The following is a 16,213-nucleotide window of genomic DNA, read 5'->3' as shown; positions in this document are numbered from 1 at the left end:
ATTAATATTGTGTTAATTATTTAGGTGTCCTTTTTTTGCGTTCTAGGGGTAAAATTTCGGATAATATCGATATTTGAAGTTTTTTTCCACCTTTTTGCAAAAAACACCTCCTTTAAGTTGACACCAATTATGGGTACATTTGTTTCGAACAGAAAAAGGAAGGATTAATAATAAATTAAGTGCCTTGAGAAAGAAATTGAATAGGAATAAAATGTACACTCTATATGCGCTGGGGCTGTTTTGTTATTCTTATTTATCTGGGCAGCATTCAGCTAATTTTATCCACCTTTCCAGTAAACTGGACAATCAAAATATTAAGGTTACCCATACCGTTCAGGACAGCTTGGGCTTTGTTTGGTTGGCCCACTCGGAAGGAATTTCCAAATACGATGGTTACAATTTTGAATTTACGCCCAAAGGATCAATTTTTAAGGAGGATGCCGCTTCGGATGAAGTAAAACAAATATTTGGGGATTCGAAAGGGATAATTTGGGTCTTGTCCATGAATGGGCAACTATCCTACTTGGAAAAAAATGGAACTTTCTCATCTATAGAGAAGTCTGTAAAGGGTTTTCAGAAAAAGCACAAGGTCAATATTGTCAACGAGGATAGGGGAATAATTTGGTTGGCTACGGATAATGGTTCCGTATATGCCTATGACCACAGTAAGGGAATTGTGGATAGTATTGCCACTATTCCAATGAATGCCTCTGGAATTAAAGAAATTAATTCCTTGGTCGTTAGAAAATCCGATCAACTTATAGTAAGCACCTTGAAGGGTCCTATTTATATATATTATTTGGGAACCAAACGTCTGGAGAAATTGGAGGTGCCCTATGACTATACCTTGGCCGATAACAATCTACTACTGCTGGATAAAAAAAATAGACTATGGATAGGTTCCTCCTATGTGGGACATGGAATAATGGTTTATGATTTTGACAAGGAATCTTTTGTGCAAGATGAGATCATAGATCAGCAGTGGCGTGGTCAGTTAAATGAATTGTTTACGGCAATGTACTGCGATGTAAATGGTTTTATTTGGTTGGGAACGGATGGCAATGGCCTGTATAGGTTGGATACCGAGTCTGGGGAATTAAAAATTTACAAACACAACCATCTAAATGGGTTTTCCCTGAGCACCAATACTGTTATAGGAATAAATGAAGACCTAAAGAATAATTTATGGGTACTTACCAATTATGGGGATCTAAACATACTTCGCAATAAGAGTAATCAGATAAATTATCATTCCGGTTCGGTGCAGGGAAGCCCTGCCAGAGTGTTGTCTTCCTATAGGGCAAAGGATGGAACACTTTGGATAGGGACGGACGGGGACGGAATTACCAAGGTTGCCACCAACGGAAAGGAAGAGCAATTTTTTAACAATTCGGCACAGACAAAAGGGTTTTATATCCACTCCATAAATGAGGATAATAGTGGTAATATATGGATGGGGACCTATAAAAACGGACTGTGGGTTTATAATGCCCAAAGAAATTCATTCTCCAAGCTGCCTTTGATCAATTCCAAAAATAACATGGTATTGGACGTTCGTTTTATTTTTAAAGACTCCAAGGGTAGATTATGGGTAACGACCGACATGGGAGTTTATTTATTTTCGGACAGAAACAAATTGTTGGCACGCTTCGAAAATGGCACAGCCGGATTGGTGGGGTCCATTTCCCAGTCTGTTGTGGAAGACGCTTCCGGCACGGTCTGGCTATCGTACAATGGAGGTGGTTTATTTAAGTTCAACGAAGATGGGAGTGATGTTGCCAAATCCAATTTTACCCAGTATCAACACCTATCTGATACGCTCATGACCAATAGGAATTATGATATCTGGTCCATGGCTGCCAGCAATGCGAATGTCATTTGGTTGGTGTTGGTAAATGGGGAATTGATTAGATTTAATATCGAGGGGCATCAAGTGGACAATATAGGGATAAACGGAACCTATGACAACACCATTTTTAGGTCCGTAATATTGGAGAATCCGGATAATTTATGGTTGGGTTCAACTAATGGAATCTGGCATTTAAATGTTAGGGATTCCATATCGAGGGTGTTTCAAAAAATAGATGGACTTCAAGATGACTCCTTTATGCAGCGAAGTGCCCATATGGGTCGGGACGGAAATATATACTTTGGAGGGTTAAATGGGGTAAGCTACTTTAAACCCAATCAAATTAAAAAAGAAGAAACGGTAGCTAAATTATTTATTGAAGATATCGATATCTTAAATCAACCCGCTATCAACGTCATTCCCGAACAAGTGGAACAGGGGGTGGAGAAGTTGGAGGTGTTGAAACTGGACCATGACCAATCCTCCTTTTCGATTCGTTTTTTGGCGATAGATAATGTGCTGTTTTCCAACTATACTTATGCATATAGACTTAAAGGGTTTAATGATAACTGGATAGATTCAGAAAAGGAACGTTTGGCAACCTATACCAACATTCCACCAGGGAATTATGTTTTTGAAGTTAAGGCCAGTACTGGTAATGGGGAATGGGACATAAAAGAAAAATCGGTTGCCATCAGTATTTTAAGACCTTTTTGGAGGTCACAAATAGCACAACTGATTTATTTTATCTTGATAATTGGCTTGCTCTATGGAATGGTCATCTGGATAAGACTAAGGAATAGGGTAATTGCGGATGAACTGGAACACAAACATGAAAGGGAGCTATATGCTTTAAAAATGGATTTCTTCGCCAAGATGTCCCACGAAATACAAACCCCCTTGACCTTGATTTTGATTCCCTTGGAAAATATGTTGCAACGAGCGGTAAAAAGTGGTAATGTACTGCTGCAACAACGACTCAAGTTAATTTCCAACAATGCCAATAGATTGTCCCGAATTGTGTTTGAATTGACCTCCTTACGGGACAAGGAATTGGAGAAACTAGTATTAAGGGCAGCAGAACACAATATAGTTGAAGATCTAACGGAAATAACCAGATCCTTTGAGGAGCAGGCCGTGTTCAAGGGTATCAATTTTAAATGTAGTTACCCGAGTGATGATTTGAAAATGTGGTACGATAAAGATAAAATGGAACATATTTTCTTTAATCTTCTATCCAATGCCTTCAAATTTACGCCTAAAGGGGGATCTATTAGCTTAGACGTAATTGTGGAAGATTGGGATAGGAACGTAAAAATATCCGTTACCGATTCAGGACCGGGAATCCCCCATGACGAGCTCGAAAATATTTTCCAATTGTTTTATCAGGCAGATTCAGGAAAGCAAAAAATAGGGACTGGGATAGGCTTGGCCCTAACTAAGGAACTGGTGGACCTGCACCATGGAAAGATCGATGTAAAATCGGATCCGGTGAAGGGAACCTGCTTTAGTGTAAGCTTTCCTATTGATAAAAACAGGAATGAAAATGAACCTAAAGAAGTAACCTTGGAAGAGGCTATTATGGAAGTTGAGGATGATGAATTTGAATTGAAGGAGGAAAATTTAGGTTTGGCTACCGCAAAATTGGCCAAGACCATTTTGGTGGTCGAGGACAATTATGAACTGCAAATATCCTTGAAAGATATTTTTTCCGATTACTATAATGTTCTCTTGGCAGAAAATGGGGAAGAAGGCTATGCCCTTGCCCTAGAGCATAACCCAGACCTAATAATAAGTGATATTATGATGCCAAAATTGGACGGTATAGAAATGAGCAAAATGCTTCAAAGAAATGAGCTCACTACCCATATTCCAATTATTCTACTTACCGCTAAAAAGGCAGCAAAGAATAAAATTCTGGGCCTACGGGCTGGGGCTGTGGAATTTATAAACAAACCCTTTAATATCAATGAATTGGTTTTAAAGGTGAATAATATCATTACCCGTAGTGATAGGTTGATCATGAAATATAAGAACGACCTAATCACGGCGCCAAAAAATGGAGGAAATAGGTCCCAAGATGAAGTTTTTCTGGAAAATCTGGTGAATCTTGTGGAAAATCAGATTAGTAATCCAGATTTTAAGACCGAAGATCTCGCTCAGGATCTAAACATGAGCTATTCGGCTATTTATAGAAAATTTCAAGGCTTAACAGGGAAAAAAATAGTTGATTTTGTTAGGACTATGCGCCTAAAGAAGGCAGCGGTTTTAATTAGTGATTGTAATTACTCCGTATCCGAGGCGGCTTTTTTGGTAGGTTTTAACGATCCCAAATATTTTTCAAAATGCTTTAAAAGGGAGTTTGGGAAGAGCCCAAGAAAGCTAAAGGGAAAAGTGGGCCACAACGAGGGATTTAAATTAAAGGGAACAAGAAAAAACATTCAAGAGTAACTGTAATATTTCAATAATCAACATGATGATAAAAACCAATGCTGAAGCCAAGTTTGCTAAAACGGCTACTAATAGGACTGTGCCAAAGGGTATGGGATACAAAAATATTTTGGGACTGGGGTTACTATTAGTTCTTGGCTCTTGTACAACCTTATCCAAGCAGGACAAAACAGAAGGGATGCCCTTGGAAAAATTGAGCCTGACAGATAGTATTAAGCCCGGAGGCAATAGTTGGGTGGTAAACGAGGTAAAGGACAATCGCCATATAATTTCGGACAAAGGGATTCGGGATTGGAATGATAAAAATACAATCATTAGGACCTATTTTAAAACGGATCTAGCGGGACAATTAAACCTGGGTTTGAATCTTAAAGTGAGCGATGGTACTTCCAAACTCAGGGTTTCCTTGGATGGAACCACCAAGGAAATCCAAGTCTCCAACCAGGATTTTGAAACCGTGGACGTAGGCGTGTTTAAACTTGCCACACCTGGTTATCACTATGTGGAACTACAGGGAATGGAAAAATCGGCCAATAATTTTGCAGATGTCAATGAGGTGCTCATAGGAGGTCAGGCAGCCAATGGGAAACTTACTTATGTAAAGGAAGATTTTTATTGGGGCAGAAGGGGGCCATCTGTACATTTAAGCTATACCACGCCCGAAAACACGGACATTCTTTGGTTTTATAATGAAATAACGGTCCCCGAAAAAGAGGATGTTATCGGATCTTATTATATGGCGAATGGCTTCGGAGAGGGCTATTTTGGAATGCAGGTCAATTCTGAAACGGAAAGAAGGATCCTGTTTTCGGTTTGGAGTCCGTTTGAAACCCAGGACCCCAAAAGTATTCCGGAAGAATACAGAATAATTTTGTTGGGTAAAGGAAAAGGGGTAACCACTGGCGAATTTGGTAATGAAGGATCTGGAGGACAAAGCTATAAGGTGTTCAATTGGAAAGCTGGCAATACCTATAAATTTTTATTAAAGGGAGAGCCTTCTGTAAATAATTCTACTGATTATACGGCCTATTTTTATGATGTGGAATCTAAAAAATGGAATTTAATAGCCAGTTTTAGAAGACCGCATACGTCTACCTATTTAAAAAGACCACATTCCTTTTTAGAAAACTTTAGGACAGAGGTGGGCCATATTTCCAGAATGGGGGAATATACCAACCAATGGATAATGGACACCAAAGGGCAGTGGCATGAACTTACCAAGGCTAAATTCACTGCGGATGCTACAGCTAGGAAGGGTTCTAGGGAAGATTATTCCGGCGGGGCCATTGGAAATAAATTTTTTATGAAGAATTGCGGTTTTTTTAATGAAATGACTACCATAGACACTTTTCATGAAAGAACGGCCAACGGAGTACCTCCTGTTATAGATTTTTCATTATTGGAAAAACCAGTGCAATAGATATTATATAATTTGGAAATGTGTTAATTGGAAATATTTCAGAAGTGACCGATTAAAAAGAATCTAAGAAGTTGGTTGTCCCGATTAGAATTGATAACATAGAAACCAGAAACCAGAAACCAGAAACCAGAAACCATAAACCAGAAACCAAAAACCAGAATAATCTAAGTATGAAAAAAATAAGCTATTTAATCCTAATTCCATTAGCACTATTGTCCTGTAAGGATGAAAGCAAAAATGATGTCCTTTCCAAGGAATCCCAAAAACCTAATATTATCTACATATTGGCCGATGATCTAGGCTATGCCGAAGTGGGTGCCTATGGTCAGGAAAAAATTGAGACCCCTAATATTGATGACTTGGCAAAGGCTGGGATGTTGTTTACCCAACATTATACCAGTGCACCTGTATGTGCTCCTGCACGCTATATGTTATTGACCGGGACCCATTCCGGGCATGCGCATATCCGTGGAAATGAGGAATGGGGAGAACGTGGGGAGGTATGGAATTATAGGGCCATGGCCAAAGATTCCGTTTTAGAGGGACAACGTCCTATGCCGGACAGCACCATTACCATAGCCAAAAAATTAAAGGAAGTGGGATATGGTACGGCCATGTTCGGTAAGTGGGGATTGGGGGCTCCACATACCAATTCCATTCCTACAAAAATGGGTTTCGATTTCTTTTTCGGATATAATTGTCAGCGACAGGCCCACACCTATTATCCATTGCATTTGTACAAGAATGAAAATAGGGTTCATTTGAATAATGATACCATTGCCCCGAATACCAAATTGACCAAAGGAGCAGATATCAACGATCCCGAGAGTTATGCAGCCTATACATTAAACGACTATGCCCCAGATCTTATGTTTAATGAGCTAAAAGGTTTTGTGGATAGAAATAAGGAGAACCCATTTTTTATTTATTGGGCTACGCCCATACCCCATGCCGCCATACAAGCTCCACAAAAATGGGTGGAGTATTATAAGAATAAGTTCGGGGAGGAAGAACCTTATTTAGGGGAAAGAGGTTATTTTCCACATCAAAACCCTCGGGCCGGTTACGCAGCCATGGTTTCTTATCTGGACGAGAACATTGGCAAACTGGTTGCCAAGTTGAAGGAGGACGGACTTTACGAAAACACACTGATTATATTTACCTCGGACAATGGCCCAACTTTTAATGGAGGAACCGATTCGCCTTGGTTTGATAGTGCTAAACCTTTTAAAAGTGAATATGGTAGAGGAAAAGGCTTTGTTTATGAAGGGGGTATTAGAGTACCTATGATTGCCACCTGGCCTGGACAAATAAAGGCAGGCAGCAAAACGGATCATATTTCTGCACATTATGATGTCATGGCTACGCTGGCAGATATTGCGGGTTATGAAAAACCTAGCTATACGGATGGACTTAGTTTTTTACCGACCTTGCTTTCTCAAGAAAATCAAAAGGAACACGATTTTCTATATTGGGAGTTCCCTGAATATGGGGGACAGTTGGCCATAAGAATGGGCGATTGGAAAGTGGTGAAAACCCACCTTAAGGATAAAAAAAATGAGCCTACATTGGAATTGTACAATCTTAGGACTGATTTAACGGAAACTACAAACGTCGCGGATCAGCACCCTGAGATACTAGAAAAAGCGGCTAAGATTTTAGAGAGTCAACACAGGGAGCCAATCATTGAAAAATTTAGGATTCCGGTCCTGAGAGAGGGTCTTTAAAGGACAATAAGTTGAATGTTGCCCAATTAATATAGCTTTACCAAGTAACGCTTGGTGTTGAATATGCAATATTGGTCAAAAACATATTTTTAAAGAATGAATAATGTTAAAGCAGCTTTGGCCTTAATTTTTCTACTGCCCTTCCTTGGTATTGGGCAAAATGCTGGAATTATTCCCCAACCATTGAAGGTTGTAATGAAGAAGGAGGCGTTTAGCATTACGGAAAAGACACCAATTATAGCAGACGATACCAATCATGGAAATGCAAGTTTTCTTCAGAAAATACTGAAGGATAAACTTCATAAAGATCTTCCTGTAAAGGGAAAAGGGGATAAAGGAATTATACTAGGTACAAACCCCCAATTGACAGCGAGCTTGGGTGAAGAAGGGTATACCCTGAATGTTGGGGACAAATCCATAAGCATTATGGCCGGCACAACTACGGGTGTTTTCTATGGCATACAGTCCCTTCAGCAATTAATGGATACTGGCAATTCCAAGGGTAGAAATATAGTTATCTCTGGAATGGAAATTGAAGATCGCCCTCGTTTTGCTTGGAGGGCTTTTATGCTGGATGAAGGAAGGTATTTTAAAGGAAAGGAACAGGTGAAAAAGCTTTTGGATGAGATGTCACTTTTAAAAATGAATATTTTCCATTGGCACCTGACCGATGATCAAGGTTGGAGATTGGAGATTAAAAAGTATCCTAAATTAACGCAAGTGGGATCCACTAGGTCCGATTCCCAAATTGGTGGTTGGGATAGTCCGGAGCGATCTAAGGTTTCCCATTCCGGATATTATACACAGGAAGAGGTGAAGGAAATAATTGCCTATGCCAGTGAAAGACAAATCACCATTATTCCCGAAATTGAAATGCCAGGACATGCATCCGCAGCAATTGCGTCATATCCTTGGTTGGGTACCATTGGGGAGCTCAAGGAGGTTCCCACGGTGTTTGGAAAGTTGCCAGACTCCTATAATGTATCTGATCCTAGGGTATATGAATTTCTTGAAAACGTACTTACGGAAGTAATGGACTTGTTTCCCAGCAATATTATTCATATTGGTGGGGATGAAGTAAAATTTGATGCATGGAAAACTTCAACTGAAATTCAGGATTTTATGAAGCAGAACGACTTGGCGACACCTGGGGACATGCATATTTTCTTTACCAACAAAATATCAAATTTTTTAAACAGCAATGGCCATAGAATGATGGGCTGGAATGAAATTTTGGGAGAAAATGTACATGAATGGCAGGAGGATATGGATATGGAGGTAAAAGAGAATTTGGCGCAGAACACCTTGGTCCATTTTTGGAAAGGAAATTTGGATTTGGTATCAAAAGCTGTTCGAGAGGGATATGAAATTGTTAATTCCTATCATGAATATACCTATTTGGACTATTCCTATAAATACATACCTTTGGAAAAGGCCTATAGTTTCGATCCCATTCCCGAAGGATTGGAAGACAGCTTTCACAATAAGGTTATTGGTAGCGGTTGCCAAATGTGGGGGGAATGGATCCCAGAGGTAATGGATATGGACAGAATGGTTTTTCCTAGGTTAGCGGCCTACGCAGAGGTGGGTTGGTCTTCCTTGAAAAGAAGGGATTACACTGTTTTTAGATCCAATCTTAGCTATTTATTGGAAAAATGGAAAATGAATGGAATTGTATTGCCAAAGAAATTTGAGAAACAGGATTTTGATGAAAAATGATAACAGAAACACTTTTATGAAAATATGCGTTAGCTATTTTTTGTTGTGTGGGCTGCTAAATATATGTCAAGCACAAGAAGATATTACTACCAATGAACTTAAGGGACATATTACTTATTTAACATCAAACAAAAATTTGGGTAGATACCCTGGTGGTAAAATTAACAATAGGATTGTTACGTATATTAGGAAGGATTTTAAAAAGTCCGGAATACCACCCTTCTTGAAAACCTATAAGCAACCATTTCTGGCCCAATTAAGAGTGAAGAAAGGAGAGATGCCAAAAAACGCTGTGGAGACTTGGAACGTTATAGGCTTTATAGACGGCAATGACCCGCTATTGAAGAATGAATATATTGTATTAGGCGCCCATTACGATCATTTAGGCATGGGGGGCGGACCATCATCAAAATCCGATAAAATTGGAATACACCATGGTGCGGATGATAATGCAAGTGGTACCTCTGCATTATTGGAAATAGGGGAGATGCTAATGGCCCGCAGGACCGAGTTAAAAAGAAGTGTTTTGTTGGTCGCATTTGGGGCTGAGGAACAAGGGCTTTTGGGCAGTAAATATTTTGTGGACAATCCTGTTGTTCCATTATCACAGATTAAATTAATGATAAATATGGATATGGTTGGCAGGTTAAACGATGCCAAGCAGGTGTATATGGGAGGAGCAGGAACCTTTCCCGGTGGTGTGGATTTGATGAAGGAATTAGGGCCACCATTGGGCTTATCTCCAGTAGTACATGCTGGATCTGTAGGAGGTTCGGATCATGTTTCCTTTTATAAAAAGAATATTTCAGTTCTTGGGATCCATACTGGCGGACATCCGCAATATCATACTCCTGAGGATACGGTGGAGCTGATCAACTTTGAGGGACAAAAACAGGTTTGCCAGTATATATTCAATGCTATTATGAAAGTGGCGTCATCGTCTTATGACATGAAATTTATTCCACAAGGGGAATAGAATCGTTTTGGTTCTTTACATTTGTAAGGATTAAAAACTATAGAATGCAAAAAATTAATGTTTTAGGTGCCCTTCTTGTATTGGGGTTGATGGTTCAATGCAAGGGGGATAAGAAGTCGGTGAATAAAGTTGAAAGTAATGCCCCAATAACGGAGGTTACCGAATCAGTAGTAGACACAACTCCAATTATAATAGAAAAGCCGGAAAATATAAAAGTACCGGACGGTATGGTATGGATTCCTGGTGGCGAATTTATCCAAGGTGCCGTACCCCAGGACAAGATGGCCATGGACCATGAGAAACCTGCACATAAGGTAAAAGTGGACGGTTTTTTTATGGATGTTACCGAGGTGACCAATGCCCAATTTGCAAAATTTGTTAAGGAAACGGGCTATGTTACCGTAGCCGAGCGGGCAATAGATTGGGAGGAAATGAAAACCCAAGTCCCGGAAGGTACACCCAAGCCCCATGATTCCATTTTGCAACCTGGCTCTTTGACCTTTAAAAAGACAAAAACTTCTGTGCCCAACCTGTACGACTTTTCACAGTGGTGGAATTGGACCATCGGGGCCAATTGGAAACAACCCAACGGACCTGGAAGCACCATTAAGGGAAAAGACAATGAACCTGTGGTTCAAGTGGCCTATGAGGATGCCCTAGCTTATTGTGAATGGGCCGGCAGAAGGTTGCCAACAGAGGCGGAGTGGGAAAGGGCCGCCAGAGGCAATAAATCCGAAAGTATCTATTTTTGGGGCGATGACGATTCCATTTTGTCACAAAAGGCAAATACTTGGGAAGGTGAGTTTCCGGTTACCAATAACAAAGCTGATGGTTATGAACAGCGCGCCAAAGTTAAATCCTATCCTCCCAATGATTTTGGCCTCTACGATATGGCCGGTAATGTATGGGAATGGACCAGTGATTGGTACAATACCAATTATTACAACGAATTGGGAGCTGTGAATGGTCCGGTGGTAAATCCCCAAGGAGCGTCCACTCCGTATAATCCGAATATGCCCTATGCCAAGGAGAAGGTAATGAGGGGTGGATCCTTTTTATGTAATGCTTCCTATTGCGCCAGTTATAGGATCTCCTCCAGAATGGCTTCCAGCTTGGATTCTTCCTTGGAGCATTTGGGATTCAGGACGGTAGCTACTGTGGATATGCTTACAGCGAATTAATTATACTTTTTACATTATATTTATCAGTTCCCCTTTGGCTTGCCAAGGGGGATTTTTTTTTGATTGCGATTTAAATAATTTATTCTGACTTGTACATAATTGCTATAAATGTAAATTTTACATTTATAAAAGATATTTTTTTTATATTTGCCGCCTAATACACTTTAAAGTATATGTCGTTTCCGGAAAATTTCACCCCTGAACTAGTTGTTGAATCCCCAGGAAGGATCAATTTGATCGGGGAACACACAGATTATAATCTTGGATATGTATTGCCCACGGCCATAGAGAAGAAAATCACTTTTAAATTCAAAAGAAACCAAACAGAAAAGGAATGTAACCTTTATAGTTTGGGGTATAATACCGGGTTCACCCTTCAATTGGATAAAATAGCCAGGAGTAATGTGGAATGGGAAAACTATATTCTTGGTGTTTTAAATGAAATTTTGCTGAGAACGGATAAGTTAAGGGGGTTCAACTGTACTATTGAAAGTAAATTGCCAATGGGTTCTGGGCTTAGTTCATCAGCGGCCTTGGAATGTGGACTGGCTTTTGGGCTCAATGAACTGTTTGATCTGGGACTTTCCAAAATGGATATAGTGCAGCTTTCGCAAAAGGCGGAGCATACCTTTGTGGGAACCCAATGTGGAATCATGGACCAATTTGCTTCCGTAATGAGCGAAAAGGGACATGTTATTTTGTTGGATTGCAAGTCTCTTGAGCATCAGCAAATCCCCATCCATATAGCCCCGTACAAAATGATAATGTTAAATACAAAGGTGTCGCATAACTTGGCGTCCAGTGAGTATAACACTAGGAAGCGGGAATGTGAGGAAGGAGTAGCTATCATAAAGAAAAAATATCCAGAGGTAATGTCGTTAAGGGATGTTACAGCTACCATGATTCAGGAATTTGTGGAGACCATTGACACCACACTTTTTAAAAGATGTAGTTTTATTGTAAGTGAAAATGAAAGGGTGTTAAAAACGGCAAAGGCTCTAAAGGCTAATGATTTAAAACTCTTTGGAAGCTTACTTTACGAAGCACACGAAGGAATAAGCAAATTGTATGAGGTGAGCTGTCCGGAGTCCGATTTCTTGGTCGATTTTTCCAAACAGTACAGTGCTGTGTTGGGGGCAAGACAAACCGGTGGTGGCTTTGGAGGCTGTACCTTGAACATTGTACATAAAGACAAGGTTAACGCTTTTGTGGAGGAAGCCACTAAGGCATATAAGGAGGCTTTCAACATAGAATTGGAGGCGTTTGAGGTACAACCTAGTGCTGGTACTTACATACAAAATTAGGCGTAATGACAAATAGTTTTAATGATAATCCGCATAGAAGATTAAATATTTTAACGGGAGAATGGATTTTGGTTTCTCCCCATAGGACCAAAAGACCATGGCAGGGAAAAACCGAAAAAAGTGCTACCACAGACTTACCGGAATATGAACCTTCATGTTATCTCTGCCCCACTAATGAAAGAATGGGAGGGGAGTTCAATCCCAGCTATGACAAGCCATATTCCTTTGTCAACGATTTTTCAGCCCTATTGCCCAATGTACAGGAAGAGTCCTATAAAAATGGCCTTTTATATGCCGAATCCGAATCAGGTATCTGTAAGGTAGTGTGTTTTTCACCTAACCACTCCCTTACATTACCATTAATGTCCGTACCGGACATTGTTGACGTAATCTCACTTTGGCAAAAGGAATATAAGGAATTAGGTGCGATAGATGGCATTAATCACGTTCAGATTTTTGAAAATAAAGGGGATATCATGGGGTGCAGCAACCCTCACCCGCATGGACAAATTTGGGCTCAGAATAAAATTCCACAGGAAGTTCATAAGAAAATTGGAAATCAGAAGGCTTATTGGGAGAAGCATGGAAGAAGTATTTTGGAGGATTATGTAGAACAGGAATTACAGTTGGACGAGCGTATAATAGTTGAAAATGAACATTTTGTAGCGCTTACTCCTTATTGGGCAGTGTGGCCTTATGAGGCTATGATCCTTCCCAAAAGAAAATTAGCACATATTGGTTTACTTTCGGAGTCCGAGAAGTTGGCTTATGCCCAAATCCTTAAACAACTTACCATTAGGTATGATAATATATTCAATACCTCTTTTCCGTATTCGGCAGGGATACATCAGGCACCAACAGACGGTAAGGAACATCCGGAATGGCATTTTCATATGTTATTTTACCCACCCTTATTGCGATCGGCTACAGTAAAAAAGTTTATGGTAGGTTACGAAATGTTTGCCAATCCACAACGCGATATCACGGCAGAACAGGCAGCAGTAACAATGAAGTCGTTATCCAATGTTCACTATAGTAACCTGGGATAGAGGAATTAAATTCTAACATTTGGGAATTATGATAATCCCCAGGGGGAACTTGTACAATGGAGATCAAAGGGAGTGTTGGGGTTGTAGGGAATACCCGACCCGTCCCCAGCAGATCAATCTTTGGAAAAGGGAGTTTCTCACCCGGGCAGAGGCAGTTTTCGATACGGGTTCCAAATCGAAGAAAACGGAAGCCGAGCAAAAAGAGGAACATCTGCTCAAGGTTATTGGTCAGCAAAAAGTGGAGCTTGATTTTTTAAAGGACGCCTTGCGTTAAAAACCGTCAAAGAACGACGCACAATGATAAGTAGGGATCATTCCAACTTAAGTCTTGTTAAACAGAGCCAGCTACTACAGATCCACCGCTCTGGGCTGTACTATACACCTAGGGCAGAGAGCAGCCTGAACCTGGACCTTATGCGTTTGATGGACGAGCATTATTCGGACCATTCCTTCAAAGGCGCCAAGGGCATGCATACTTGGCTTACTATGGACAAAGGGTACAGGGTCAACCAAAAGCGAATAGACCGCCTCTATTATCGATTAATGGGACTAAGGGCCGTGATGCCCGGAAGGCATACTTCCAAGCGAAACAAGGCCCATAAGATATATCCATATCTGCTACGGAATCTGACCGTTGAGAGGCCCGACCAGGTATGGGCGACCGATATCACTTATATCCCGATGCAAAAGGGATTTATGTATTTAACGGCCATCATAGACCTTCACAGCAGGTATGTGGTCAATTGGTCGGTATCCAATACCATGGATGCCCAGTGGTGCAAGGATACTTTGGAAGAGGCCATCACAATCCAAGGAAAACCCGAGATCATCAATACGGACCAAGGAAGCCCATTCACCTCAGAGGTATTTACCAGCTTTGTTCTGTCAAATGGTATAAAGCTAAGCATGGATGGAAAAGGAAGGGCCATCGACAATGTATTCATAGAACGCCTTTGGAGAAGTGTCAAATACGAAAGTATCTACCTGAATCCTCCGGAGTCCGGAATAGACCTTTATGGACAATTGGATGATTATTTTACCAGGTACAATACCCAACGAAGGCATCAGGGAATCGACAATGACATTCCTTCGGCGAGATACCGGACAAAACAACAAAAAGCAGCTTAAATCAATATGAACCGGAACTTAATTTAATATAAAAACTGTCCCATAGAAGGGGGAATGCTCACTATTAACCCTATCTGTAGAGATCCAATTTATTATTGAGTTGGGTAATTTCATTTTGCATTTTCTCCATTCTATTTAAAAGTCGCGTTATGACAGCTATACCCTCCAAGTTGATGTCAAGATCGGAATGAAGTCTAAGTATTTTTTCCGCTTTTGGTAATTGCTGAACAGGTAGATAGTGTGTATCTTCTTTAACTACTATATCTACCAGTCCGTAATCGTAGAGCTCCATCACAAAATGTGTTTCTATATTATGACTTGTACAAAAGTCCGTTATAAGTATATATTCCTGTTCCATTTGGACTAAATTTTACGAATGTGTTGGTTGAACTTCCTAGTATTGCTTTCTCTTTTCATAGATAAAATTATTATCGAAGTTTGGCCAATTCCTTAAAAAGTTCTTTTTCTTTAGCGGTTAGATTGGTAGGGGTCACAAGATTGTATGTAATAAATAGGTCTCCATAAACGTCCGGTTGTTTATAAGCAGGGAAGCCTTTGCCTTTTAATTTTATTTTGGTACCGTTCTGGGTTTCCGGTTTAACCTTCAATTTTACTTGTCCGTCAAAGGTGTTCACCATTATTTCACCGCCCAAAAGGGCAGTATATAAGTCCAAGTTTACCGTAGTGTAAAGGTTGTTGCCATCCCTTTTGAAGGCCGTATCGTTTAGGATGCCAAAGGTAATATATAGATCGCCATTGGGACCCCCCTGATGGCCCGGCCCGCCATGACCGTTAATTTTTATGGTTTGGCCATTTTCTATTCCGGCAGGGACCGTAATCCTGATGTTTTTACCGTTCACATTCAGTGTTTGCTTATGTGTCTTAAATACATCCCTAAGGTGCAATTTTAACTCCGCGTTTAGGTCCTGGCCTCTATAACGGGCCTTGGATCTTCCTGAAAACCCACCAGATCCTCCAAACATGGATTCGAAAAAATCTGAGAAATCATGTTCCCCATAACTTTGGGAATAACTTTGCCCGCCCCTTCCGTATGCCGATTGTTGGGACGCCCTAGCCTTTTCGAACTCTTCTGCATGCTCCCAATCCTTTCCGTATTTATCGTATTTTTTACGTTTTTCGGGATCGCTGAGTACCTCATTGGCTTCATTGATTTCCTTAAACTTTTTTTCAGCTTCCTTGTCATTGGGATTAACATCCGGATGATGTTTTCTAGCCAATTTCCGATAAGCCTTTTTTATTTCACTCTGACTGGCGCTTTTGTCCAATCCCAAGATTTTGTAGTAGTCTATAAATTTCACCTCGAAGTTATTTATGCTTTATACTTATTCGATTTTTGAAACATCAATTAGCGATTATTATAATTGAATATATATCAACCCTGGTTCATA

General features: G+C 40.2%; 11 protein-coding genes and 1 pseudogene. 10 read left to right on the top strand and 2 right to left on the bottom strand.

Features of this window, described 5'->3' with window-relative positions:
* Positions 1-184 precede the first annotated feature (184 nt).
* The 10 genes and pseudogenes from B9Y87_RS05170 to B9Y87_RS05125 all read left to right on the top strand — a co-directional run.
* Complete coding sequence (locus B9Y87_RS05170; protein WP_139827167.1) at positions 185-4,300, top strand: ATP-binding protein; 4,116 nt, start codon at positions 185-187, stop codon at positions 4,298-4,300.
* A gap of 22 nt (positions 4,301-4,322) precedes the next feature.
* A complete protein-coding gene (locus B9Y87_RS05165; protein ID WP_245808653.1) occupies positions 4,323-5,720 on the top strand; it encodes a DUF3472 domain-containing protein in 1,398 nt (465 codons plus the stop codon).
* Between the two features lie 170 nt (positions 5,721-5,890).
* Positions 5,891-7,447 carry an arylsulfatase gene (locus tag B9Y87_RS05160; protein WP_085497532.1) on the top strand — a complete coding sequence of 519 codons (1,557 nt, stop codon included), beginning with the start codon at positions 5,891-5,893 and terminating at the stop codon, positions 7,445-7,447.
* Positions 7,448-7,543: 96 nt separating this feature from the next.
* Positions 7,544-9,166, top strand: coding sequence for a beta-N-acetylhexosaminidase (locus tag B9Y87_RS05155; RefSeq protein ID WP_085496872.1), 1,623 nt, complete (start codon positions 7,544-7,546; stop codon positions 9,164-9,166).
* Complete coding sequence (locus tag B9Y87_RS05150) at positions 9,156-10,142, top strand: M28 family metallopeptidase (RefSeq protein WP_245808652.1); 987 nt, start codon at positions 9,156-9,158, stop codon at positions 10,140-10,142. Before B9Y87_RS05155 ends, B9Y87_RS05150 begins: the two co-directional genes overlap by 11 nt.
* Before the next feature lie 44 nt (positions 10,143-10,186).
* Complete coding sequence (locus B9Y87_RS05145; RefSeq protein WP_085496870.1) at positions 10,187-11,323, top strand: formylglycine-generating enzyme family protein; 1,137 nt, start codon at positions 10,187-10,189, stop codon at positions 11,321-11,323.
* 173 nt (positions 11,324-11,496) lie between these two features.
* Positions 11,497-12,627, top strand: a complete 1,131-nt coding sequence (gene galK / locus B9Y87_RS05140; protein ID WP_085496868.1) for a galactokinase — start codon at positions 11,497-11,499, stop codon at positions 12,625-12,627.
* 5 nt (positions 12,628-12,632) lie between these two features.
* Positions 12,633-13,676 (top strand): UDP-glucose--hexose-1-phosphate uridylyltransferase, encoded by a 1,044-nt coding sequence (locus B9Y87_RS05135; protein ID WP_085496867.1) that lies wholly within the window; start codon positions 12,633-12,635, stop codon positions 13,674-13,676.
* A 28-nt stretch (positions 13,677-13,704) separates the two neighbouring features.
* Positions 13,705-13,950, top strand: coding sequence for a helix-turn-helix domain-containing protein (locus tag B9Y87_RS05130; protein WP_245808651.1), 246 nt, complete (start codon positions 13,705-13,707; stop codon positions 13,948-13,950).
* 11 nt (positions 13,951-13,961) lie between these two features.
* Positions 13,962-14,804: pseudogene (locus tag B9Y87_RS05125) on the top strand (IS3 family transposase); the annotation flags it as partial.
* A gap of 70 nt (positions 14,805-14,874) precedes the next feature.
* Here B9Y87_RS05125 and B9Y87_RS05120 read toward each other — a convergent pair.
* Positions 14,875-15,162: a chaperone modulator CbpM gene (locus tag B9Y87_RS05120; RefSeq protein WP_085496863.1), complete on the bottom strand. Its 288-nt coding sequence runs from the start codon at positions 15,160-15,162 to the stop codon at positions 14,875-14,877.
* 70 nt (positions 15,163-15,232) lie between these two features.
* Positions 15,233-16,123 (bottom strand): DnaJ C-terminal domain-containing protein, encoded by an 891-nt coding sequence (locus tag B9Y87_RS05115; RefSeq protein ID WP_085496861.1) that lies wholly within the window; start codon positions 16,121-16,123, stop codon positions 15,233-15,235.
* Positions 16,124-16,213: the final 90 nt, after the last annotated feature.

The sequence above is a fragment of the Arenibacter troitsensis genome, from assembly GCF_900177645.1.
In the GTDB taxonomy this organism is placed as follows: Bacteria; Bacteroidota; Bacteroidia; order Flavobacteriales; family Flavobacteriaceae; genus Arenibacter; species Arenibacter troitsensis.
The sequence above is the reverse complement of the archived record's forward strand: the minus strand, read 5'-3'. Positions and strand labels throughout refer to the sequence as shown.